32 protein-coding genes are annotated in these 21885 nt (G+C 39.3%); 1 reads left to right on the forward strand and 31 read right to left on the reverse strand.

The genetic code is table 11. The features are described from left to right. The 11 genes from H8Z76_RS13030 to H8Z76_RS13070 form a co-directional block, all read right to left on the reverse strand. A partial coding sequence (locus tag H8Z76_RS13030; protein WP_186982776.1) for a right-handed parallel beta-helix repeat-containing protein occupies positions 1-1079 on the reverse strand: 1079 nt, incomplete at its 3' end. A gap of 37 nt (positions 1080-1116) precedes the next feature. After that, on the reverse strand, positions 1117-2349 hold the full coding sequence (locus tag H8Z76_RS13035) for a hypothetical protein (protein ID WP_186982778.1): 1233 nt from the start codon (positions 2347-2349) through the stop codon (positions 1117-1119). Positions 2350-2584: 235 nt separating this feature from the next. Then, positions 2585-2677 (reverse strand): putative holin-like toxin, encoded by a 93-nt coding sequence (locus tag H8Z76_RS13985; RefSeq protein ID WP_243240557.1) that lies wholly within the window; start codon positions 2675-2677, stop codon positions 2585-2587. Between the two features lie 117 nt (positions 2678-2794). Next, positions 2795-2923, reverse strand: coding sequence for a hypothetical protein (locus H8Z76_RS13820; protein ID WP_279287711.1), 129 nt, complete (start codon positions 2921-2923; stop codon positions 2795-2797). Positions 2924-2985: 62 nt separating this feature from the next. After that, positions 2986-3234 carry a hypothetical protein gene (locus H8Z76_RS13040; RefSeq protein WP_176924628.1) on the reverse strand — a complete coding sequence of 83 codons (249 nt, stop codon included), beginning with the start codon at positions 3232-3234 and terminating at the stop codon, positions 2986-2988. A 63-nt stretch (positions 3235-3297) separates the two neighbouring features. Then, the gene (locus H8Z76_RS13045) at positions 3298-3666 is read right to left on the reverse strand and encodes a hypothetical protein (RefSeq protein WP_176924629.1); all 369 of its coding nucleotides are present in this window, start codon (positions 3664-3666) and stop codon (positions 3298-3300) included. Continuing rightward, on the reverse strand, positions 3641-3865 hold the full coding sequence (locus tag H8Z76_RS13050) for a hypothetical protein (protein WP_186982780.1): 225 nt from the start codon (positions 3863-3865) through the stop codon (positions 3641-3643). Before H8Z76_RS13050 ends, H8Z76_RS13045 begins: the two co-directional genes overlap by 26 nt. A gap of 20 nt (positions 3866-3885) precedes the next feature. Then, positions 3886-4326, reverse strand: a complete 441-nt coding sequence (locus H8Z76_RS13055; RefSeq protein WP_186982781.1) for a hypothetical protein — start codon at positions 4324-4326, stop codon at positions 3886-3888. Positions 4327-4344: 18 nt separating this feature from the next. Beyond that, on the reverse strand, positions 4345-4761 hold the full coding sequence (locus H8Z76_RS13060; RefSeq protein WP_176924632.1) for a hypothetical protein: 417 nt from the start codon (positions 4759-4761) through the stop codon (positions 4345-4347). Between the two features lie 4 nt (positions 4762-4765). Next, positions 4766-5137 carry a hypothetical protein gene (locus tag H8Z76_RS13065; protein ID WP_176924633.1) on the reverse strand — a complete coding sequence of 124 codons (372 nt, stop codon included), beginning with the start codon at positions 5135-5137 and terminating at the stop codon, positions 4766-4768. Further along, positions 5134-5481, reverse strand: coding sequence for a hypothetical protein (locus H8Z76_RS13070; protein ID WP_176924627.1), 348 nt, complete (start codon positions 5479-5481; stop codon positions 5134-5136). Before H8Z76_RS13070 ends, H8Z76_RS13065 begins: the two co-directional genes overlap by 4 nt. 221 nt (positions 5482-5702) lie before the next feature. On the opposite strand from H8Z76_RS13070, the gene H8Z76_RS13075 reads away from it, so the two are divergent. Continuing rightward, the gene (locus H8Z76_RS13075) at positions 5703-5900 is read left to right on the forward strand and encodes a helix-turn-helix domain-containing protein (protein ID WP_176924634.1); all 198 of its coding nucleotides are present in this window, start codon (positions 5703-5705) and stop codon (positions 5898-5900) included. A 177-nt stretch (positions 5901-6077) separates the two neighbouring features. On the opposite strand, the gene H8Z76_RS13080 is transcribed toward H8Z76_RS13075, so the two are convergent. The 20 genes from H8Z76_RS13080 to H8Z76_RS13175 all read right to left on the reverse strand — a co-directional run bounded on the left by H8Z76_RS13080 (position 6078) and on the right by H8Z76_RS13175 (position 21751). Beyond that, on the reverse strand, positions 6078-6362 hold the full coding sequence (locus H8Z76_RS13080) for a hypothetical protein (RefSeq protein ID WP_176924635.1): 285 nt from the start codon (positions 6360-6362) through the stop codon (positions 6078-6080). Between the two features lie 600 nt (positions 6363-6962). Beyond that, positions 6963-7553, reverse strand: coding sequence for a hypothetical protein (locus tag H8Z76_RS13085; RefSeq protein WP_186982783.1), 591 nt, complete (start codon positions 7551-7553; stop codon positions 6963-6965). A gap of 12 nt (positions 7554-7565) precedes the next feature. Then, entirely contained in the window at positions 7566-8048 is a 483-nt protein-coding gene (locus H8Z76_RS13090; protein ID WP_186982785.1) for a hypothetical protein, read from the reverse strand. Positions 8049-8060: 12 nt separating this feature from the next. Further along, the gene (locus tag H8Z76_RS13095) at positions 8061-8207 is read right to left on the reverse strand and encodes a hypothetical protein (protein WP_186982787.1); all 147 of its coding nucleotides are present in this window, start codon (positions 8205-8207) and stop codon (positions 8061-8063) included. Between the two features lie 134 nt (positions 8208-8341). Beyond that, positions 8342-8677: a hypothetical protein gene (locus H8Z76_RS13100; RefSeq protein WP_186982789.1), complete on the reverse strand. Its 336-nt coding sequence runs from the start codon at positions 8675-8677 to the stop codon at positions 8342-8344. Between the two features lie 8 nt (positions 8678-8685). After that, positions 8686-10236, reverse strand: a complete 1551-nt coding sequence (locus H8Z76_RS13105; protein ID WP_186982791.1) for a hypothetical protein — start codon at positions 10234-10236, stop codon at positions 8686-8688. Next, a complete protein-coding gene (locus H8Z76_RS13110; protein WP_186982792.1) occupies positions 10208-11305 on the reverse strand; it encodes an ATPase, T2SS/T4P/T4SS family in 1098 nt (365 codons plus the stop codon). The genes H8Z76_RS13105 and H8Z76_RS13110 overlap by 29 nt, the downstream gene beginning before the upstream one ends. A gap of 72 nt (positions 11306-11377) precedes the next feature. Further along, positions 11378-11551 carry a hypothetical protein gene (locus H8Z76_RS13115; protein ID WP_176924642.1) on the reverse strand — a complete coding sequence of 58 codons (174 nt, stop codon included), beginning with the start codon at positions 11549-11551 and terminating at the stop codon, positions 11378-11380. Positions 11552-11583: 32 nt separating this feature from the next. Next, positions 11584-11874 carry a hypothetical protein gene (locus H8Z76_RS13120; protein WP_176924643.1) on the reverse strand — a complete coding sequence of 97 codons (291 nt, stop codon included), beginning with the start codon at positions 11872-11874 and terminating at the stop codon, positions 11584-11586. Continuing rightward, the gene (locus H8Z76_RS13125) at positions 11843-12964 is read right to left on the reverse strand and encodes a hypothetical protein (protein WP_186982794.1); all 1122 of its coding nucleotides are present in this window, start codon (positions 12962-12964) and stop codon (positions 11843-11845) included. Before H8Z76_RS13125 ends, H8Z76_RS13120 begins: the two co-directional genes overlap by 32 nt. Beyond that, on the reverse strand, positions 12961-13314 hold the full coding sequence (locus H8Z76_RS13130; RefSeq protein WP_176924645.1) for a hypothetical protein: 354 nt from the start codon (positions 13312-13314) through the stop codon (positions 12961-12963). Before H8Z76_RS13130 ends, H8Z76_RS13125 begins: the two co-directional genes overlap by 4 nt. Before the next feature lie 9 nt (positions 13315-13323). After that, positions 13324-13854: a hypothetical protein gene (locus tag H8Z76_RS13135; protein WP_176924646.1), complete on the reverse strand. Its 531-nt coding sequence runs from the start codon at positions 13852-13854 to the stop codon at positions 13324-13326. Positions 13855-13877: 23 nt separating this feature from the next. After that, entirely contained in the window at positions 13878-15035 is a 1158-nt protein-coding gene (locus tag H8Z76_RS13140; RefSeq protein WP_186982796.1) for a C39 family peptidase, read from the reverse strand. After that, a complete protein-coding gene (locus H8Z76_RS13145) occupies positions 15035-16912 on the reverse strand; it encodes a VirB4 family type IV secretion system protein (protein ID WP_176924648.1) in 1878 nt (625 codons plus the stop codon). The genes H8Z76_RS13140 and H8Z76_RS13145 overlap by 1 nt, the downstream gene beginning before the upstream one ends. A gap of 14 nt (positions 16913-16926) precedes the next feature. Further along, positions 16927-17526, reverse strand: a complete 600-nt coding sequence (locus H8Z76_RS13150) for a hypothetical protein (RefSeq protein ID WP_176924649.1) — start codon at positions 17524-17526, stop codon at positions 16927-16929. Further along, the gene (locus H8Z76_RS13155) at positions 17504-17878 is read right to left on the reverse strand and encodes a hypothetical protein (RefSeq protein ID WP_176924650.1); all 375 of its coding nucleotides are present in this window, start codon (positions 17876-17878) and stop codon (positions 17504-17506) included. The genes H8Z76_RS13150 and H8Z76_RS13155 overlap by 23 nt, the downstream gene beginning before the upstream one ends. Positions 17879-18152: 274 nt before the next feature. Beyond that, complete coding sequence (locus H8Z76_RS13160) at positions 18153-18998, reverse strand: conjugal transfer protein TrbL family protein (protein WP_176924651.1); 846 nt, start codon at positions 18996-18998, stop codon at positions 18153-18155. 12 nt (positions 18999-19010) lie between these two features. Then, a complete protein-coding gene (locus tag H8Z76_RS13165) occupies positions 19011-19358 on the reverse strand; it encodes a hypothetical protein (RefSeq protein WP_186982798.1) in 348 nt (115 codons plus the stop codon). A 17-nt stretch (positions 19359-19375) separates the two neighbouring features. Continuing rightward, entirely contained in the window at positions 19376-21355 is a 1980-nt protein-coding gene (locus H8Z76_RS13170) for a VirD4-like conjugal transfer protein, CD1115 family (protein ID WP_186982800.1), read from the reverse strand. Positions 21356-21367: 12 nt separating this feature from the next. Beyond that, positions 21368-21751 carry a single-stranded DNA-binding protein gene (locus tag H8Z76_RS13175; protein WP_186982802.1) on the reverse strand — a complete coding sequence of 128 codons (384 nt, stop codon included), beginning with the start codon at positions 21749-21751 and terminating at the stop codon, positions 21368-21370. Positions 21752-21885: the final 134 nt, after the last annotated feature.

The raw sequence follows: 21885 nt of genomic DNA on the forward strand, positions 1-21885 counted from the left end.
ACCGTAAGGTTTGCGGAAGAAGAAATACCATGCTGTCCGTTGTCATGGATGCGTCCATTGTTGATAGTTACGGTGCCGCCGTTTGCCGTGATCCCACACGCCGCGTTACTGTAGATCTCTCCCGCATTCATGGTAAACGTCCCATTCCCATTCAAGAGATAAACGCCGGTCTGCGAGAGATTATTGACCGTTCCGCCATTCATCACGACATCACCCTTCTGGATGCCGATGCCTGCCGATGCCTCATTCCGGTTTCCGGCAATAAGACCGCCATTGATATATGCATAGCCATCACCGACATAGATCCCGCAGTTTGCGTTCTGGTTTATGGTACCGCCGTGGAAATACAGGGTTCCGTAGGAACTGATCCCGTTATTGCCGTTATAATAGATATTTCCACCGGCAACGCTGACCGTTCCTCCAGAAGAACCGATCCCGGACTGCGCATTGCCATAGATACTGCCATCATAGATATTGATCGTACCGCCGGATTTACACCAGATCCCATGTCCGCCGCGCAGTTCCCCATTACCCTTATACCATGAGGTACACTCTGTGATATAAGTTCCAGACCGGACATTTACCATGCCTCCGGGACTTACCACAATACCACTGCGGTAATCCTGTACGTCACCATTATCTCCATTGTTCCCCTTGATCACAACATCCTGCAGTGTCAGGGTATTCGCTACGTTAAAGACCGGCGCACCGTTGTTTTTTACATCCTCACTGGCACTTCCATCTTGCACTTCTATCCCATTCCGGATCGTATGTCCGTTTCCATGGATCGTTTTAATCCCATACACGGAAATACCGGTAGGATAATTAGTTAAATATACATCCTGGTCAACCAGCGTAATATCATTCAGCAGATAAATATCCGCCGTAATTCTTCTGTTACATGCTTCGTTCAGCCCCGCCTGGGTCGCTACATATGCTGTGTTACCACTCCAGTAAATATCTCCGGTCGTCAGCGCCTTTGTCTCCTGCGGCTTCACTGCAAGCAGCCCGGTCAGAAGCATGACACACATTCCTGCCCATGCTAATAATCTTCTTTTATTGTTCTTTCGTCCCTTCATTTATCCTTTATCTGTCAGACATGCTGCTATAACCTGATCAGCGGTATTCCGGATAATCTCTTACCAGTGCCGCGTAATCAAAGTCATGTCCAGCTAACCTGCTTGCCTTTCTTGTAATATATTTATTTGCCACTTTTCCAGCTGACTTGCCATAGCACATGTAATCATAGTAATACAGCTTCCAGTCATCCCCGTATTTCGGATTTAATTCATCGTAATAGTTTGCACGATATTTTGTTACATTAAATTCTCTCAGTGCCACTCTGCTCGCCGGCATACCGTCTTTCACAAAGTGAAGGATCGCGTTATCCGTAGTGAATCCTGCCGCTTTTACATCTGTGTTTCCATTTAAGTATCCCTGTGCATTGAACACCGAAGCGTAATCGATACCATCCACCACTGTATTTCCATAAGACATTTCACGGCTCTCATACCCATACTCATCCGCATTACGGCTTGCCGCAGACACCGCATTCATGGTATCTACATTAAAAGTATACCCATCCACGGTGATCGTGTTTGCACTCTCGCTGCCGGTGCTTCCACTATACGGGAACTGTCCGACATAGTGTCCATCTGTTTCATCCATGTTGTAATACCAGACATTGTCCGTGATCAGTCCTCTTGCCACCATGCCGTTCCAGTGATAGAACACCACTCTGCCATAAGGATCATAGCCCCATCCGGTCGTGATCAGCGTACCATCCTGATTAGCAAAACCATAGTCGCGCCCGTTCGCAAAGCCGAACCAGCCGCTCTGCTCCATGGCTCCGTTGGCGTTCAGATAATAAACCTTGTCTCCGACAAAGGTGATCTGATCTTTATAGAGATAGCCCTGTGAATCAAAGTAGCAGGTATAACCCACACCCGGACAATACCGGAAGGTTGTAAATACTTCATGTCCTTCCGTATCAAAATAGATGATGTGCTCTCCATCCGGATGATAGGTCAGCTTGTCCTTCATCGGGGATCCATCGGTCATAAGATAATAAGTATACTGTCCATCAAAAAAGAATACATCCTTCGCCAGTGTACCATCTGTTTTTGTATAATGGGAGCCGTCCCAGTTGCCGCCATCTTTAGACAAGCTGTAATAATTCACACTCCGCCCACCTTCTGCGGTGTCCGCTGTTTCTGTCGTTTCTTCTATCGCCGCCTCACTGGTCACACCTTCGTCTGTGGTGTCCGCAAGCACTCCGATCGGCGCTGCTCCCGTCAGTCCTGCAACTGTCATTGCCAGTAATAATAATTTCATTCCTTTGTTTTTCATGATTGTCTCTCCTTTTATGTATTATAGTTTTCCATTTTTATCCACTATCCATTTTATAGCCCGGAACTACTTTTGCCAACTTCAAATCCTCCAACCTTTTCGACATTACCATGGCTTGCGCTGTGCGCAGATATGTGTTATAGTTTAAGCAAAAGAGGGAAACCAAAAGCGGCTTACCCCGGATTATGTTGCAACTTTAATTACTTAAAGCCGTCACATGTGCGAGATGTGGCGGCTATTTTCTTTTGTCCCGTAAAATCTGATAGATCAGACCGACAAGGGCAACAATGAATATACAAAATTGGATCAAATCCGCATATGTAACCATTGGCAACCCTCCTTTCTTCCGACTGGAGGGTTTTCCCTCCGTAAAGAGGGTAAGCCGCCTCGCTTTGATTTCCCTGGCATTTATATTAACACATTACCAGGGTATTTACAATTTTCCTTATTTAGCTGACTTCTCTGCATACGCAGCCAAACGTTCTCCCATGTTTTCATTCTTTACAATTTCTACATTCACAACATTTCCCCCTTTCTCCTTCATTGTTCTAAAGTTTTCTTTTTTCTTTTCCATATCGATTCACTCCTTAAATTTTAATTTATATTTGTTGATGCACTGCATTTCTAAACTCTCACTCATCTCCCTCCTCCTGTCAAAAGGAAAAATATAAGCAGATTGAACAATATCACACAAAGCCATTGCCACCCATCTTCTGTATCATCTTCTTCGTTATTACCAAACAATACTTCTACTAAAAAATCCGGACTCACATCCAGATCCTGTTTCACTTTTCCGGATTCCTTCAGAAGCTGCACATGGTACATCCCTGTCTTTTTTTCTTCTTCAATTAAAAGGTATTTTTTCTTATTTTTCAGTTGTAACATTCTTTCTCCCACTCCTCCTCATTTCATTTTGGAGAAATTGATTCTTCCTTTATAAATCTCAGTTTATTGTTTTAAATAATTTATACACTTTTGGTATGCTTCCAAATTAAATGCTTTTCGTTCGTTTTCGTAAGCGCAATATTCGGCTACGTTGCATCCGGAAATTTCTGCCATTTTCCTAATAGATACCTTAGCATTCTTTCTAAGTGCTACAAGCTGTCCTGCGTATATACCATTTTTACCATTTAAACGTTGAATCTCCAATCGCTTTTGCACAGCTTCTTGGTCTGCAACTTCCCTAAGTTGTTTCACATCACACTTTGTATTTTTACAATCATACAGACAACCGTGTGTGTCGCCTTCGCCATCCCAAAAACCCGTAACAAATTTGGTTGATTCATTACACTTATTGCATTTTGTATTTATTAACACGCTCTCCTACCTCACTAAATTCTAATTCAAAATCACATTCTTTTTTTTCATTTACTTCATGGTACATATCTGCATAGTTTTCTCCCGCAAACTCCGCACGATAGCATATATCACAATTAGTAGACTGACAATCGAAACAGGAATCACATTGACAACCTTTACACTTCATTGTTCTAAAGTTTTCTTTTTTCTTTTTCATATCAATTCACTCCTTAAATTCTAATTAACAGTATAATCATAATTTTTCAAATCATTTAAAAATTCTTCAATGATTTCTTCTTTTGAAGCATCCCAATCTAATTGAGCAAATATAAAGTCTGGATTATTTTCATACCTAGACATCAAAGCATCAATATCTTTTGCACAAAATTCTCCCATTGGATACATTTCATATTCAAGAGTGTTAAAACTAAGATAAGCTTGAAATACCATCTCTTTATCATAATGAATCCCATCAAAAACTTGTTCATCTACATCCCAAACATGTATAAATGTTACCTTCAATCCTTTATCTACTGTATCTAAGGATTTGGATAACCATTCATGGCTTTTATTATGTTTTTGGGCATAAGTTTCTGATCCATTAATAAATTTCTTTACACAATTATATTCTAAAATTGAAATTGGATAAATAATTGCTGATGTTATTTGTTTTTCCATGCACTCCTCCACTAAATTCTAATCCAGTTTCTCCACATATTTCAGGGTACGTTTATATGGAAAATAATCACCGAAAGGATTACTCAGTGAAAACTCTTTGATCGTGCACATTACTCGATCTCCCTCTTTCAGGTCATATTTTTTCACGTCTGCATTGACTACATTCAAATTCTCATGCCAAAGAGGTTCTTCCTGGAGAAAAATGGATCCTTTTTCATCTGACATATGAAAGATTCCCTGGCATCGTATCTGTTTCGGCGTAAATACTCCACTCCAAAGTACCAGACAAACAAGCACTATCGTTTCTATAACTCCCTTAACTACTTTTTTTGTTTTCTCATTTTTTATCCTGTCAATCATTTCACAAATACCAACTACTGGAAGCGAACATACAAAACAAATACTTATTAAATCCAATAAAGAAATTTTTTCCATTCTGTTAATTTCTCCCTTCTTTAATGCCCTGATATGTCTCCGGCGTCAAATACAGATATTCCTCATGTTCCGCATCGATCACATAACAATCTTTTTTATACTCATCATTAGTGATCAAAACATGTCTCAGACCATTTGCCTCCTCCGCTGTAAAAGAGTCAATATGTACTTTTTCTTCTAAATCACTATCCGGATTTCTAATGTAATCAAACGAATACGAAGATAATGACTGATTACTATACCTCACTAACTGGATGTTCTCAATCTCATACACCCCATTTTGCGGAATGGACAAATACGTTGTCATATCGGGGCCAGCACATCCTGCTACACTGCACATTACTGCAGCCATTCCTAGTACAAAGAATTTTCTCATAATTTTCCACTTTCCATTTTCATACCTATTATGTTTTGCAACATCTCAATTTTATTTGCCCCGGCCGTAGTATAAACATGAATTGCATTTGTTATTTTATCCGCTTCATCTTCTGGATGCTCTGTATACGGAAACATATTCGCAAGCCATCTTAGGGATTTGACTTCTGGAGCACTCACTTCCTGCGGATTGAAATTTCCAAATAATGCTTGTGCAAAAAAATCCGGACTCACAAACAAATCCTGCTCCACTTCTCCGGATGCCTTCAGAAGCTGCACATGATACACCCCTATCTTTTTTTCTTCTTCAATCAATAATTTCTTTTTATTCCTCATCTGTAACATTCTTTCACCCACTTCCACTAATTTAAAAGAAATTTTTTACTCATAAACAAATCATGTTTTTTTGCATATTATTTATTTCAAAAACGTGTTTTAATATTTGTTTTTGCAAATTTATTGTAGCACTGCATTCATTGTTTGTCAATCATTATATTTGTTTTTTTAAACATTCTATATTGACTTGCAAATTCATTATGTTAAAATACAAATTGGAGGAACAAATTATGATTAGTTACAAGCCCTTATTTAGATTATTGCTCGAAAAAGACATGACTAAAACACAATTACGCGAAGCCGTCGGATTTGGCACTGTGGCTCTTGCAAAAATGTCAAAAAACGAATACATATCTCTTGAAACAATCGATAAAATCTGTGATTATTTTAACTGCAACATTGATGACGTTATCGAACATCTGCCATGATCATCAGACCAAGCGGAACAGTTAGTGTTAGGCGCAGCCGCGGTAACTGTGCAGTGCGGCAGACAGGGTGCGGGGTGTAACCCCGCTAAAACTCTTGCCTTTATCCTTTTGCTCTGCTATAATAATTTAATCGTAAGTAGCCATTACGATGGAGCCGCATCTTCCCCTGATGTGGCTCTATTTATGAAAAAGCGGAAGTATACAGAATCGCTTTTTTATTTCTTCATTCAATTCTATTTGGCAATCTTTTCTGGTATCAAGCGGATAGTTATAGTTTCCAATCTGCCCGTCTTCCCATTCCACCATCATATACTTAAAAAAATTGAACTCATCTGTGTGTATATCTACAACTCTGTACCATTTTTGTTTTTTTCCGCACCAGTATGTATTTCCGATAACGTGCTTCTGAAACTCCGATATGGGACATATTTCTACTACATCTCCACGCTCAACTAATTCCAAAAATCTTTCTCCATAATTTTGCATACTTCTTTAACCCAATTTTTTACAAACAATGCTATAACAAGCGTTAATCCCGGCAACATATACATGAAAAAATCATCCAAATATACCAAACTCCATTGAAGCCAAAACAACATATAGAGCGAACAAAGAGAACATTTACCCATAAGTCTTAAAACATTGTGAGTTGTTATTGGGGACGAGGAAAGAACTAATGTAAACAAAAACATTATCATAAATATTGCACCATACACACACGCATTTACATTAAAAATGAGTTGTGCATCATAATTTTGTATAATCTGATTCACCTGATATATAAACTTCATCTTTTTTCCTCCATACTAGTTACAAATTTTACGGGAAACAATATAAGATAAGGAATCTGCGGCAATATTGCCAGAATATCCTTTCCCATCGTTGTATACTTCTCATTCCAAAACATGCAAAAAAGAAAGTATCCGGCTAAAAATATGTCTTCCACAAAAAATTTTGCTGTCCATTTCTTCTTCTCATATTTTAGAAGAATTATGTGCAGTCCAAAAGTAACACTCAGCATCACGAGATATGTTCCGATATATTGTAAGCACACTTCCGTCTCTACCTCCATGATGCATAATATGTCATATCATGCTGTACCGGCAAACTGAAGTCTGCCAGATAACCATTTGAATCCAGCCAGCCAGCAAATTCTCTATCTTTTTCTTCCGGTCCAACCGGCGCTGTTATCTTATCTCCAGTCAGAATACTCACACTCATATAGCAGTCTGTGGCATCCGGCGCCGTATAAAACTTTACTGTACACATCGTATCCTCCTCTTTTTTATCACATATTGCCGTCCGATCATGTTCGACTTTTCCATCCTGTCCATTTGGATGCTTAAAATCTTCTGTGAGTTTGAGTGATAGCAAACCCTTTTCTGCATCCACACCATAAAAATCACACTCAAGATCTGAGTTCGTAACCATGCTCACAACCATATTTTCAATCGTATCTGCCATCATTTCGTTACTATCTGCAATGTTATAGCTGCGATCAGATGTTGCTATCTTTACCGTCTGTTCCGCCACATTATGCAAGTTGTTCTGTAGTTCTTTTTGTCTGGTTTCACGGCCATATAAGGTAAGACCTATAAGCAATGCGCAAATTGCAAACACAAACAATACAATACATTTCACCGCATTTTTCAACTTCCACTCCTCCTATCTGCTGACTGGAATCTCTAACTTTAAATTTACCCGGCGCATAGTATCATCCATGACGGATATGTAAAAATCATACACACCGGATTTCGGGAAATTAACGATTCCACTGTTTTTATCATAAATATCTGTAACCTCAATCCCATTTTTCAGTATCTTTTTTACTTTGGGCTGTAACGCAGATCCATTATAAGCGGTTGAATGTATGTAATCTGATAAGACAACATCCTGTCCTGCAACTATATCCGGCTGACTTAAATCATACATAGTAACCGGCATTGCTTTTTGTGATTCGGCAAACACCTTATCAAAATCCACAAATGCGTTATAATCAAACTCTTGATACTGCACTGCCTGTCCCGTCATCTTGACAAATCCTATATTTCCATTTTCATCTCGGATTGAAAAGATGATTCCGAACATTAAAGTCCCGACCAGTGTCACTATCATGGCTTCTGCAAAATGTTTTATAATCTGTTTCATACGCTTCTACCTCTATCCGCATATGCTAGTTAGAAAATTGGAAACCGCAGTATAAATAATACCACCAGATAAAATCATCGGTGCTATCATGAGCAGCACTGCGCACCCACCAAGCAGCGCATAAAATCCGTCTCCAAATATTTCTATTATCTGTTCCATCTCTTGTCCTCCCTTATCCTATATACTGGATACAAACATCAGTATCTTTCCAAAACCGCTAAGTAAAAATGCTCCAAAAAGTATATACAGGAAAGTTAAAATTTGTTCTTCTATTAGTTGCTTCATTTTTCTAGTTACCTCGCTATGCCACGCACTTCTTTTGTGCTGTTTATTCCAAAAAACGGTACGTCCAGGTTATATGTCAAAAGAACCTCGGCTAGCTGAATATTATTATCTGCATCATAGGTGCAATTCGTCACATCCAGAGTGTAGCCATTGTCTGACGCCTGCTGCTTACAATGATTGATAACTGCCGCGTTAAAATTACTGTCCTCGATTTCTGCGATCACATCTGCTTTAAATTCGTCCGCATCGATCCGAAACGAAACCGTGATAATGCAGGTCAAGAACATAAAGAATCCCAAAAGTATAATAAGTATACTGGAAAAAAATTTTATAATTGTACTCATCTTTTTTGTTATCCTCCAATATGAATCGAACTCATCAGTGATAAGGCTAACATGATGCCATATGTCATATCTCCTGCCATCTTTAATGTAGTGATGGCAATCGGGTAAAAGAAGAACCTCTGGTATTTTAATTCCATATCTTCCTTTTTTCGTTCATCTGCCCTGTTCTGCATTTCATATACGCTTTGGATAAAACCATCTAATTGCATTTTTTTGTCCCCAATTCCCTGTTCTGAAACAGAATAGAGCATCTTCATACACGCACTGATTTCCGGCATTTGAAATTTACTGCAAAAATGCAGATATGGATCTACGGAATCTGGTGTCACATCCAGTTCATCAAAAAAACGATCCAGTTCTTTTTTTATAATGATATCCGCATTATCATAAGATTTTGTTAGAGCAACATACACCGTATTATGCTGCAGGAGCAGGTTGAGATCCATAAACCAAATCGGTACTGTGTTACCCAATTCATCTTTGATTGTATTAAGCGCTATGTTATATCCGACCTTATGCTGAACAAGCATAAAGACTGCAAGCACAAGCAAGATGGCGCAAACAACTTTAGATGATATAAGCAAATATGAAACCACACTGCCGATAAGGAATGGTGCCGCCCATACCAGACTCTTTTTACTGCTTTTCTTCTCATCGTAGTTCATAACCGTATCGTAGTCATTTAAAATTAGATCCTCTTTGATTGCCTGATTATCTTTAAGCCAGTCATCTGTTAATTTGTGTGAGCTTTTTAGCACCACACAGATTGCAAAAATTATATAGAGCAGACTGCTGATTTGAATAAATGGCTGGCTAAATATATCAAATCCAGACGTCATGTCCTTCAACACTGTACCAATGTAGTTTAATATATACAAAACAGTTGAGCACAACACGGTTGCAAATACGATTCCAACTAATGTATCCGTATACTGCTGTTTCCGCTGCGAATGATATGTATAACCACGACGTATCCACATGCTGTTATCCTTTATCAGCATATTCGATGAATCAAAAAAGTCATCAGATCCTCCATGTTCTTCCGCATTAAGCAAAAACTCATGTGTAGCATGGATTTTATCGCATTCATAACTAGCCTCTATAATGGCCAATGCTTCCTGCGTCGTTTTACTCTGTTTGATTGCTTCTATTGCTTCACGGAGAACTTCTTTCATGCGACCTGGTTCAAACGTTTTTTCGCATTCAATTAAAGACGTATATATCTTTTGTTCTTTCTGATATGCTCTTACGATCTGTTCCATGTACTGCCCTACTTCTTCAAATCGTTTTTGCTGATACATCCTCTTGTACATATCAAGTATCATTACGGGCATAATAACAATACCAAAAACACCGATTACGGTAATCAATGGTATCGATAATTTAAACAACAATCCGATTGCTACTGCTCCAATCAGCACGCACGCAATCATTCCAAGATGTGTCTTTTGTGAAAAATTATATCCGTAAATATGTACTTCTTTTTGCAGATATTTTGGATTCAACAAACGAAAGACACTGTCTTTTCTTTTACCCTTCGTTTTCTTCTGTTTCTTCATTTTTTCGCATCTCCTCCCGTATCAGGTAATCATCCATATTATCGCAACGGTACGGATCCTGGATCCCTGCCATGCGAAATTTTTTTGAAATTTCTTCTGGAATCTCTTTTCCTACAATCTCACCTTCGTCAACAATCATATATACCCGGTTTTTGTGATGTTCTCTGGAATAGAAACCAAGCTGATCAATATATCTTTTGATATGTCCCTGGTCATCCTTAATACGGCGTATCAAGATGCCAATATTCACAGCTCGGTATATCCTGTTTTCCATTCGCTCAGAATCTTTTACACCGCCCATCATATTAATAATTCGATCTGGAAGGTTATGAATATCTTCCAGATGGATTGTTGAAAATCCGTTCACTCCTGTACTCCATTGCTCGATCAGGAAATCCACTTCCCGCGATCGCGCTTCTGACAACATCAGCCACTTAGGATTCAATCTTAATGAGGCCTTAATCGCATCCTCATAAGAAAAATCTTTATTTATTCTGAACTCTGTATAATTACTATCCGGATTAATGTCTCCGTAATGCATCTCAAGGTTATCTTCCATCGTGATTACTTTTTCATTTTGTGGGATAAATTGCATGAAGAATTTTGCGCATTCCGTTTTCCCAGTTCCAGGCTCTCCGCCAAAAACAAAGTTCATTTTTGCTTTTACACAGTTGATCAAAAGATGCAACACTTCTTCATCGCAATATCCATTTTGTACCATTCCTTTTATCGTATTTCGAATAATTGGCGGTGATTTACGGATACATATTACAGTACCAGACGGTGCTGCATTCTCATGCACGCAGGATATGCGCAGCTCCTTAGTATCTGCTTCCAGCACGCTATTAGCCTGGTTAAATGGTTTATTGATTGCATTACTTACATCATGTGTAAACTGTGTAACAAATTTCTCTGTTATCTCATCATCGGCTCTATATGTACCGATCATCTGATCCGTAATCCACAGCGTATGTCCATTGTAATCAATATCTGTGACTGTTGGCATATCAAGATATTTTGCAAATAATCCTAACTGCCTTTTATCTAATTCTATTTGCATATTTGCCATTATTTTTCTTGTCTCCTTTTTGTTTATCTTTTGATGGTAGTAAAAAACACTACCATCAAAAGGATTTGATCATTAAGGCTTTTGAAATGCGTTCATCAGCGTTGAAAGTGCTGAGGTAATGCAATTCTGAAATGCCTGAGCAATCGGACCATCAGTTGTCAAAAGCACTGCAAAAATAGCAATAAGGAATACCGAAACTGCAAGGTATATGATTGCCGGAGAAAAATGTTCAAGAATCTGCTTCATTGGATTCACCTCCTTTCAAGAATATCTATTATCTATTTAAAAAATATCGGAAGAACCATATCCAATACCTCTCTGCGCAATGGCTCATTTAACATTACAATCGCCCCTATACATGCAAGGCAGAGTATCGTGATACAAATTGCAAAGTACACCAGGTTCTTTAATGCATGGACACTTTCAATTAATACAAGCCGCATGTTTGATGTGCATTCTTCTTCAACTTCTACCTCAGAAGCTGGTTCACTGCCCTGCTGCTCTTGCTCTGGTATTCCATGCTCCTCCAAATATTTTTCATACAGTATCTTTTTGTTTTTTCTGTCCATTTTTCCTCATCCTTTTAAAAAATGATTTCTTGGTTTCTTCCGGCTCATCATCCGGAAGATATTTGGCAAATATGTCGTCTCCATCGCAAAAATCATGATTCGAAAACGGATCTTCCGAATATTTCAAAAAATGAACATTATCGCGCTTTAATTGCCGCATACCATCACGGATAGCATCATAATCCTGCTCCTGTGTAAAATTAAAACAGAAAATATATGACTTCAATGCCTCCTGCGAAGCATTTGCAAATACACTGTTAGTCTGATCCATCTCCCATGCTTTGGAACCGGATATTATAATTTTTTCATCCGCTTTTTCCCATATGATTCGATCACACTCTGTATATGCTCCCATATCCAATACGATGAAATTGTAAGAATGCTCCATGATCTGCACAAGACATTCAGTATCTACAGCCGGCCAGTAATCAACGCCGCCCATTGTGTAATACCCTTCCGCGAATTGCTTTTCATCGTAATCTTTACATATTGCCTCAAATGCCGCGCTATCATTCATTTCCGCTAACGCGACCATAAATCCCTTCTTCCGAAGATAATTAGCCAGGACAATAGCGTTATGTGTCACCCCGATGTTAGTTTCAGATCCAGCAACACCAATCAACTTTTTATATACCGTCTTCTTTTCATGTTTGATTGTGACATCTGTTTTGGCATCTTTATATTTCAATGCCTGACTAAAAGTTTTTCCAACTGTAATACACTGTATCAATTCCTCCCGGATTTCCCGAAAATCATCCGTTGTGATGATATTCCAAATCCCCATGTTGCAGCATTGAAGCAGTACATCATCTCCGGCTTTTTTGTATGCCGCAAATATAATGATCCGTAGATTGTCATACATGGATCTCACCATTTCCACTGCCTTAATGATTTCTTCATCCGTATTGCGGCATGCCGACAAATCAACAATGATCATATCGATCTGACCAAATTGTGCGATATTTGTTTTGATGTATTTTGCAAAATCTACATCATTTTCAACAATCTTACTAAAGACAATCTGTTCTGTATCTTCAATAGCACCAGCTATCGTCTGATCAAACGTTGGGTTTGCTAAGTAAATGATCATTTTTCCGCCTCCCATCCTTTGTTTTCAATGATCTGCTCTAACTCCGGCATGATCCAGTACTTTATCAAATTTGAGGTCGTCAGCGTAACACAATCCCGGATCCGGCTGAACTCTCTGTAGTCTTCCGGACTAAGCTGTATCGCTTTCGATCGATAACAGCCCTGCTCAACTTTCCTATTCATTGGAAAGTTAAATTCGAGAAAACCTTTCGTTTTAGCTGCATTAATGTTTTTTTTGATAAGAATCCGGACAAGACTGGCATCATTAAGTGTGGTATAAGCAGCTGCTTTTCTCAGCTTTTCATACTCCCCTTCTGCAAAGTTGATTGATATACATTTGTTCGTTGTCATTAATAATACCTACCCTTCTGTATCATCTAATATAATTGCAAAATACAGGGTGCTTGCTGCTTTATCGTAAGTGATCTGCAATTTCTCTGAATAACCCGGCATATCACATTCAAATAGCACTTTACTTTCGTCATCGATAAACTCACTGTCATCAATGACCAGTTCCGTCACATCATATCCCTGCATTTCCAAGAACTTCTGTGCATCTAACGCCAATTCTGATTGTGCGGCTACTGGCATACTGCATTGATCTAACATAGCAGTATTGGAAAAATACACTTGTATATGCTCAACTTCAAACTCTGCATATGTTTCATCTGATGATGCGTTATCTACATCTGGCAGATTTTTATCCGAATAATCATACGCATTTTTCTCTGTTGATTTTTCTTTTGAATCCTCTGTTTGATCTATTTCATACTGACTTTCCATTTTTTCATCATCCTCCATTTGAGGCTTATGAAAAAACTGCACAAACAGCCCGATTACTGCCGCGCAAAAACACACTATTATAATAAACATCTTTTTTTGACTCTTCATTTTCTATTCTTACCTCTATCTCATTACCCAAAACTCCAAAAATTCTTGCTTTCACGCATGATCAAGCTCACGTCGAATGCTGTTCCTTTATGGTTCTTTTTCGCACTGTCATTGGGGTCATTTACTGTAATCTTTCCATCATCTGTCAATCCGGTCAAAACAATAAAATGACCGCCTTTGGTAAATGTTCCAGGCCCCATACTTGCTATAACCGGTTTTCCCTCGCTCAATGCTGCAAGCATATTACTCTGACTATGACCTAATCCTCTGCATGATATCCCCCAGTTAGACGCTACCGCGCCAAAAATATCCCAGGATGATCCGGCGCCGTTGACGTAATAGCGATTACCCGTCCACGCCACCACATCACTGGGCAGAATCTGTTGCCCTTTCATATAAGAAAGCACCATTGCCAGACACGTCGGTGCGCATCCTTTGTTTCGAATGGTTCCATTGCCGTATGCCACAGATGACCATGGCCCGGAATATTGCAAATACAGTGGCATATCCTGATAAGATCCTGGATACGGATCATCTGGAAGTGGTGTATCTGTGCTGTCATCATTCCGGACATTTGCCCGATCCATCCGAAAAAACATACCGTATGCCTGACAGGATGCGATATACTTCTTTTTCTGTGTCTCTTTTGTAAAGTACTTTTCTGCAATTTCATCATCTGAAAGATATGCATTCTGCACTTCGTATTTTTTATCTGCAATCTGTGTTATTTCGATTTTGCAAATATCGTTTAAAAACTGTAATGCCTTATCAGCATCTATCTCGCCGGTTTTTTCATCCAAGCCTCCGTTATAATCTAAATACGCAATCAAACTTGCATAATCAATATGATTCACAATCCGCTTCACTGTAATGTCACACTTTTTTTTAGTGACCGTTTTGCCTGTTTCCGGATCCGTTTCCTGCACTTCATAAGTATTTTCCCGAATCAGTCTGTCGCGTTCATCTTTTATTTTTGTTTCGATAGTACTGACAAACTGTTCATCTATTTTTTTGACCTGGTTATATATGGTCGTTTGCATAGCATCGTATGTACTTTTTGATGTAATCGCTCCATTGGGGCGAAACGCCCCAACTAGATTAAGCAAATTGGACACTGATAAGAGCAACGTCAACATAACAGCGATGGCAAGACAACCAATGACTGTTACTATTTTCTTCATTAACGACCTCCTGCCTTACCGAACATTGCAAGTTTTTTGTCGCATACATCTACATCAAGCGTCAAGCGCACTGATCCGGCAAATAAGATACCTTGTCCACGCCTTTTTCTTTCCAGTATCCTGACTTCTTTTTCCGACAATGTAAATAAGTCCTGTGTTTCTTTTAAGTTTTTTCCATCTGTGCCCATGATAAATTTGTAACATGCGCTGTCGATTATTGCCTGCCCGAACCGTTTGACCGCAGGATCCAACACGTCCACAACAGAGTGCGTAATAAACATCAATCCTCCTTCATATTTTCGCAAACGCTTGCTCATATTTCGAATGTACTTCATCAAATCCGGATAATCCGGATCAACAACAAGATATCCTTCATCGACACCAAACAATACCTTCTGTTGCCTATCTTTGCTCAATTCATTCCACGCCCACGTTATAATATTGTAAAACTGTGCTCGCTTAACCCGGTCATCCGCTTCAAGTAAAGATGATATTACCAAATCCACAAAATCTGCATCCGATTCCAATGTAGTCGGTCCATTCCATAGAAAACTATCCGCTCCTTGCCCTGCTGAAAACAATAGATCAACCAACTTTTCGTAATTATCACGTTTATACGCGGACAGCTCCGGATCCTCACTCTTCTTCTTGATTTTTTCATACAATTCCGAAACAATCGGATAATCTGTATTTTTTAGAGTTGTTATATCCGTATCCCAATGGATGTTTTTTTCATTGTAAAGTTCGATTAAGTTTTGCTCTAACGTTGCACTAATTCCAGCCGTAAATTCTTCTTTTCCAAAATAGAGTTTAAAAAAGGTCTTGAGCTGCTGAATGTATAATGCCATATCTGATGTAGTGTCCGCTTCGCCATAATCATAAAAATCACTGAACAATTCCCCCTCATCCAAATCTTCCTTGCGGACTACCGCCGCCTTTCGAATTTGTAATGGATTAATGCGTCCCCGCTCTCCACCAGATGCATTAATAATATCTCCATTAATATCTGGATGTTTTGTCAGATCTTTATATTCTTCCTCCGGATCAAAAATGATGATTCTGGTTCCGTAAGCAAACTCACATGTGAACAGATTTTTTAAGAATGTAGACTTACCAACACCTGGAATACCAGTTATAAACCAGTTACTATTAACCCTGTCAGCATCCCTTTTCCACATGTCCAAAATGACAACATGGTTATCCTTTGTCTTTCCAAGATAATATCCGTATTCATCGTTGATTCCGGGCGCTGCCATCGGGAAACCTCCAAAGAAAGTCGCAACTGGCATATTTCGTTGTCCTATTTTTTCCGCATCAGCAATCGGTATACCGTAAGGTGCTATCGCCCTAAGTGCCTGTCCCTGTCTTTTTTTGAGAAGTGTCATATTACACCCATTCACGGCTACAACACTTGATACTCTCTTAATACGATCATTTAACCCTTTCACCGTGTCACTTTGAACATGCAACATGATGTTGACATATCCAACCGGCTCATGCTGCACAGCAAGTCTTTCGATCATCTTTTTCAGATCATTTATCTCCTGTTGGTTGATCTGCTTATCACTCTCGTTTTTAAGTGATCCTTGTTCTCCCTTTTTTTCATTGATGCTGCGATTAAATATTTCGATGAGCTTTCCCGGATCGGTACGCCTATATTCAATCGTAGTAGCTGTCCCCTCAATATTGCACAGCGGGGCAAGCCAACCATAGTCCCGGTACGGATTATATCGTGTTATTGTATAGATTTTTCCGTAATTCTCCCCAACCTCCGTGTGTGTACTGTCATATGAGATACCGGATGGAGATATGATATTTTGTAAATTGTCATTTATCGGAAACACTGATTTTTTTATCTCTGTCTTTTTTGATTTCATCGCTTTCTCCTATGTCAGGTCAGTATTGGTGTATATAACGTACTATCAACATGTGCAAAAGGAGCCTGAAGGCTATTTCCAAACAAATTGCACAATTTTACAATTTCTGTTTCTCTAAGGATTGTTGTCTTAATACCTACATTGGCAAACATATTGTGCAGATCTGTAATACGTTCTTTTAGCAAAAGTTCAGTATTCGATCTGTCTGCTGATCCATCTTTCCAGATGCGGATATAGTGTTGGTGTTCAAAGTTTTCGCCGCTGGTAGTAAGATCCGCGCATTCTTCCATTAATATGGATACAATATGTCTCTTACCCATGACTTGCGCTTCACGGTATCTGCCCTTTAAATTTTGCTTATATCGGTCAAGATCAATCTCTCTCGGCAGCGAAAAATAAGTGAAATCTTTTCCATCCTCTTTGAACTCTGCAGTCAAAGTATCAGCCTTTCCTCTTTTTGCTTCCGTTTCTAATAAGTCGAGGTTGTAAAAATGAATGCGCAGATAAGCAAGTATTACTCCATCCTTGCGATACAAAAACATTCCTCTTACATCTGCCGCATCCACAAAATCCCTGGTAGGTGGTGTGATTTTAGGATCGATCACTTCCTTCATCCTCTATACTTCCTTTCTCTTCAAATAATTTTTTATAGATATCAACGTATTCGTAACTGTATTCCTTCAATGACTGGTAATAAGATATTTCGATTTTAATTTTATCGACCACATTTTCCGTGTAACGATCGCGATGAAATATCAGGATTCCCAATCCAACAGTTGCTACGACACAAAAAACCGCCTTTACCATGTTGCCTGTGATCATAGCAACATTTATCGCTAAGATCAGTCCAATCACTCCGCCTCCACCTACACATGTCATATCAGTTGCCGTAAATCCCTGGATGATATAATCCAGGGGCGGACAATTTGCCGGGACATAGAGGTCACCTTTATGTTCACTATCCATTTACCATTCACCCTCCTACTACTATTTGTAAAAACTATTTACCCATGACACAAACGATGATACGCATATGACAATAATCATCCTAAATATCTGCTTTCTGGCTTTTTTCAATGCCTCTTTAAATCCCAGCTCTGGATCCTCATAAGCGCCATAAAAAATCAATATACACCGAAGTACGGCACCCGCGGACACAAGCCCTGCTGTCCATCCTGTTAGCTGCTGGACACTCTTTATGCTTTGATATAACAATATCGTATTCATCTCACACCTACCCTTACGCTTTAATCATTGCAGTCTGTGCAAGCATACGCAATCCACTCCCTGCAGCTTTACTAATTCCTGATTTGTATAGATATTTTTCTAGGAAGTGCGGGCCAATAATTGCCATTAGCAGCCAACCGATTGCTGATAGACAATAACCCATATCATTAATACTTGCACTCGCATAACTTTTAAGTGATAAGATATAAAACAACGTTTGAAAGCCATAAGAAAACATTGCAAGCAAAAATGCCATAAAGAAATTGTTCCACCGCTCCCGGTTAGCATGTATCAAGTCTAGGGCAAATATCACCGCAAACATTTTCATCGCAATGAGCTCCGCCCCGCGAAAACCAGATACAACAGCAAATACGATAAAACCAATAAACACCAGCATAACCACTGTAATGTACATTCCAGCTGCAGATCCTGTATTAGACAGATCTATATTGATCAAGCCGGATGTAATATCTTTTACACCCGTCGCATTGCTGCTCCCCAATAAATCACTAGCAAATCGCTTGGAAAACACCATTAGATAATCAAACAATGCTCCAAAGCAGCTAATTACTGCCACTGCTTCCGCAATTCGCAGCAGGAAATCCATCGGGCTATCATCTGGATCATAATTAACGTCAATTAAATCCCCATCCAACACTTCCTTACCTACGATCAACGCTACTGCCGCCAACGCAAATACAACCAAAAATGTATTGGCATTTACCACATATGCATTCGACACTCCGGCATCCACCGTCGCATAGAAAATGTTATTGATCTTGTCACCAAAAAGTGCGATTGCGCCACTGATTTGGTCTGTAAAATATTCACAGATGTTTTCAGAAATCCAACTGATCATTTTCTGCGCTCCTTATTTGTAATAAGACAGGATCCATGTCAAAATGGATGGAATACAGGTTAATACTACAGAGACTATGATCGTCCGTATTAATTCCTTCTTTTTTCTTGGTGCTTCGTCAGGTTCTGCAGCATGCCAGGCATACCCAGCCTTCAGCGAGAAAAAGCTTCCGGCTGCACCAATCAGAGCCGTCAATCCTCCAACTGCGGCTGTAATCAAAGCATTTGTTCCGGAAAAAAACTTTAAACTGTTAATGTCATTGGCAAACACCGGCGATGCATAAACAATGATCCCAAATGTCATTACTGCATTTACCACGAATCCTTTTAATATTTTTTTATTTATCTTTAATCGTTTCATAGTTCCTTACCTCTTTTTTACATGAGTGATACTTTTTTATTTGCTTCTTTTGCTTCTTTCTTTTTTTGCTTTTCTTCTTCCGCGATCTGCTTTGCTAACTGATTCTGCATAGCTATCTCTGCAAGGATTTCTTTCCATACACCCCATAATGCAGGGGCAACGACCTTACGTCGCAATCTTTCCTGGCTACGCTGGATCATAAGCTGCTTGTTATATTCCTGGTCGCCTAAGCCGAAATCATCATTTGCCTGGTACTCGCTCAAATCAGGCATGTACATAATTGCCGGATTCTTGCTGCCATATCGCACTAATGCGTCAGGAGCCTCTATTTTCCCGACATCGCTCGGATACAGCAGATATCTTGATGTCATACTGGATCCGGCTGAATAATTCACGCCATCCCTTTTTCTGCTATCATTTGCACTCGTTCCAACGTTTCCAACCTCGACTGTATATGTATCACAGGCCTTACTGATTTCCTGAAGTGTATCCTGATCAGTAGATCCAAGATAGATAGTTAGATCTGCATTTCCTCTGATGTTTCCATAATCCTCCGGATAATTTTTCTTAAGCTGCTGATAATCCTGTAGTACCAGTCGAAAAAAAACATTTCTTCCGGCGCCGGCAGACATCATTGATCCCATTCCAGGGATCGGAGGGAAATTACCAAATTCATCCAGTATAAATTCCATGCGGTGATCCATCTTTCCACCCTTTTTTGACGCGATATCCATGGCTGCCACATAAAGCTGGTTGATATATAATGCTGCAAGACTATATCTGGTCTTCTTTTCATCCGGAACAATAATGTAAGTGATCGTTTTTTGGTCATCGAGCGTTAATAGATCATAATCTGACCGACTTGTCATGTCTGCTATTTTCCAGTCCGTAAATAACCGGAGCGTAGCCAATGCAGACGTAAAGAAGCTCGATCTTGTACGATACGGTGCGATCTTAGCAACCTGGAATGCTGCTTTCGCCGGATGATTGTCCGGCAGTTTTTCAATATAAGTGTTAATTGGTATTTCACCCGTTTCTGGATCAGGTTCGCACATATAAGCGAGAAAATAATATACATTCGTTAGGTTCTTACAGCTCTCCGGCGCATCCTGAGCAACAATCATGATCGCTGCAGCAATAGTAGAACACTCACCGTCATTCCAAATCCTTTCACCTTTCGGCTCACCGACCAGAACTGACACAAGATCCCATGTCTTTTCAGTCGCTTCAGAGATATCTCCTTCTTTCAAATATCTAACAACCTGTTGCATATAGTTATATTGTTGGCTCATATCCGGATCACGCAGATCAAATACTCGTTCCGCGTATCCCATTAATTTTGCAAACAAGTGTGTAAAGAGATAGATTTCGCCCTTACAGTCTGTAATTGCCATGCTCACACCAGCCAATATATTGAGCCAAATTGTTGGCAAAAATACTCTTCGTGTTTTTCCTCGTCTGGTTGCCGCAAGGATAATCGCATGTACCGGAGCTGTTAAATACCGGATTATTTCTTTTCCTCCCACTTTGATTTGCTCAACAACAATCCCTCCAGTAGGCGGGTTATCATCATTTACCACATACTTTGAATACGTCTCATCTTTTTCTCTCTCAGACTGAAACCTGGCATTGCCATACTGTCCGTTTCCGACAGCAACCGGTATCTCTATGTTATGTGTCACCTGAACCGTAGCTGTTTGTACCGATTTGGGCGCTGCCATACTGCTCTCATACAGATATGTCAGTAACAGACATACTTCATATAACACACCTAGCATCATTCTGTTTTTTTGAGTAACCAGTGATATCAAACAACGTAAGTAATTGAAATCAAAATTAAATGTTCCAAAATTTTTACCAAGGATTCCGGCCAAAAAAACATCTAAGGCTTCGACAACTATCGGTGCAGACAAAATGCAAAGCAAAACCCAAAACGCAAATATTCTCTTTTTACGTTTTTTGTTCTTTTCAATTTTCTTTTTATCAAGCGTCGGCATCTCACATTTTCCTTAATCTTTAAATGGCATTTCTTCATCTTCATCCGGTGGATGAAAATTTTCTTCGGTCTGATCCGGTTTTGTCTGTGCAAATTCGATCTTGTCAATGATCAACTGATCGCCATACACTTTTGTGCCATCGTTTTTTGTGTAGTTGTTATTTTGGAAACGACCCCTGATTGCAACTTTGTCTCCCTTTTTACAGAACTTCGCAATAAATTTTGCAGACGCTTTAAATGCGACACAATGAAAAAAGTCTGCTTTAGGATCATCATCACCTAACAAAAAATCACGTGGCACTGCAATATCAACTCTTACACATTTAATTGCCTGATTTTCTCCATACGAAATCTCTGGGTCTTTCGTAAATCTTCCAATCTGTATAGTTAGGTTCATTTTCTTTCCTCCTTTCTTCTTCCAACCAAAAACAGGACAAAATAACTATTTTGTCCTGTTTTTATGTTTACTAATTGATAAAAGGGGGCTTTTCTGCTATATTTTTTTATGATTTTGATAAAAAAGAGGGGAGA

Source organism: Roseburia yibonii (assembly GCF_014297335.1).
GTDB lineage: Bacteria > Bacillota > Clostridia > Lachnospirales > Lachnospiraceae > Roseburia_D > Roseburia_D yibonii.

Bases quoted from the DNA above. Each gene is read 5' to 3' on its own strand.
- H8Z76_RS13035 (WP_186982778.1), bottom strand. From the start codon at position 2,349: ATGAAAAACAAAGGAATGAAATTATTATTACTGGCAATGACAGTTGCA.
- H8Z76_RS13985 (WP_243240557.1), bottom strand. From the start codon at position 2,677: ATGGTTACATATGCGGATTTGATCCAATTTTGTATATTCATTGTTGCC.
- H8Z76_RS13820 (WP_279287711.1), bottom strand. From the start codon at position 2,923: ATGGAAAAGAAAAAAGAAAACTTTAGAACAATGAAGGAGAAAGGGGGA.
- H8Z76_RS13040 (WP_176924628.1), bottom strand. From the start codon at position 3,234: ATGTTACAACTGAAAAATAAGAAAAAATACCTTTTAATTGAAGAAGAA.
- H8Z76_RS13050 (WP_186982780.1), bottom strand. From the start codon at position 3,865: ATGAAAAAGAAAAAAGAAAACTTTAGAACAATGAAGTGTAAAGGTTGT.
- H8Z76_RS13055 (WP_186982781.1), bottom strand. From the start codon at position 4,326: ATGGAAAAACAAATAACATCAGCAATTATTTATCCAATTTCAATTTTA.
- H8Z76_RS13060 (WP_176924632.1), bottom strand. From the start codon at position 4,761: ATGGAAAAAATTTCTTTATTGGATTTAATAAGTATTTGTTTTGTATGT.
- H8Z76_RS13065 (WP_176924633.1), bottom strand. From the start codon at position 5,137: ATGAGAAAATTCTTTGTACTAGGAATGGCTGCAGTAATGTGCAGTGTA.
- H8Z76_RS13070 (WP_176924627.1), bottom strand. From the start codon at position 5,481: ATGTTACAGATGAGGAATAAAAAGAAATTATTGATTGAAGAAGAAAAA.
- H8Z76_RS13075 (WP_176924634.1), top strand. From the start codon at position 5,703: ATGATTAGTTACAAGCCCTTATTTAGATTATTGCTCGAAAAAGACATG.
- H8Z76_RS13090 (WP_186982785.1), bottom strand. From the start codon at position 8,048: ATGAAACAGATTATAAAACATTTTGCAGAAGCCATGATAGTGACACTG.
- H8Z76_RS13095 (WP_186982787.1), bottom strand. From the start codon at position 8,207: ATGGAACAGATAATAGAAATATTTGGAGACGGATTTTATGCGCTGCTT.
- H8Z76_RS13100 (WP_186982789.1), bottom strand. From the start codon at position 8,677: ATGAGTACAATTATAAAATTTTTTTCCAGTATACTTATTATACTTTTG.
- H8Z76_RS13105 (WP_186982791.1), bottom strand. From the start codon at position 10,236: ATGAAGAAACAGAAGAAAACGAAGGGTAAAAGAAAAGACAGTGTCTTT.
- H8Z76_RS13110 (WP_186982792.1), bottom strand. From the start codon at position 11,305: ATGGCAAATATGCAAATAGAATTAGATAAAAGGCAGTTAGGATTATTT.
- H8Z76_RS13115 (WP_176924642.1), bottom strand. From the start codon at position 11,551: ATGAAGCAGATTCTTGAACATTTTTCTCCGGCAATCATATACCTTGCA.
- H8Z76_RS13120 (WP_176924643.1), bottom strand. From the start codon at position 11,874: ATGGACAGAAAAAACAAAAAGATACTGTATGAAAAATATTTGGAGGAG.
- H8Z76_RS13125 (WP_186982794.1), bottom strand. From the start codon at position 12,964: ATGATCATTTACTTAGCAAACCCAACGTTTGATCAGACGATAGCTGGT.
- H8Z76_RS13130 (WP_176924645.1), bottom strand. From the start codon at position 13,314: ATGACAACGAACAAATGTATATCAATCAACTTTGCAGAAGGGGAGTAT.
- H8Z76_RS13135 (WP_176924646.1), bottom strand. From the start codon at position 13,854: ATGAAGAGTCAAAAAAAGATGTTTATTATAATAGTGTGTTTTTGCGCG.
- H8Z76_RS13140 (WP_186982796.1), bottom strand. From the start codon at position 15,035: ATGAAGAAAATAGTAACAGTCATTGGTTGTCTTGCCATCGCTGTTATG.
- H8Z76_RS13145 (WP_176924648.1), bottom strand. From the start codon at position 16,912: ATGAAATCAAAAAAGACAGAGATAAAAAAATCAGTGTTTCCGATAAAT.
- H8Z76_RS13150 (WP_176924649.1), bottom strand. From the start codon at position 17,526: ATGAAGGAAGTGATCGATCCTAAAATCACACCACCTACCAGGGATTTT.
- H8Z76_RS13155 (WP_176924650.1), bottom strand. From the start codon at position 17,878: ATGGATAGTGAACATAAAGGTGACCTCTATGTCCCGGCAAATTGTCCG.
- H8Z76_RS13160 (WP_176924651.1), bottom strand. From the start codon at position 18,998: ATGATCAGTTGGATTTCTGAAAACATCTGTGAATATTTTACAGACCAA.
- H8Z76_RS13165 (WP_186982798.1), bottom strand. From the start codon at position 19,358: ATGAAACGATTAAAGATAAATAAAAAAATATTAAAAGGATTCGTGGTA.
- H8Z76_RS13170 (WP_186982800.1), bottom strand. From the start codon at position 21,355: ATGCCGACGCTTGATAAAAAGAAAATTGAAAAGAACAAAAAACGTAAA.
- H8Z76_RS13175 (WP_186982802.1), bottom strand. From the start codon at position 21,751: ATGAACCTAACTATACAGATTGGAAGATTTACGAAAGACCCAGAGATT.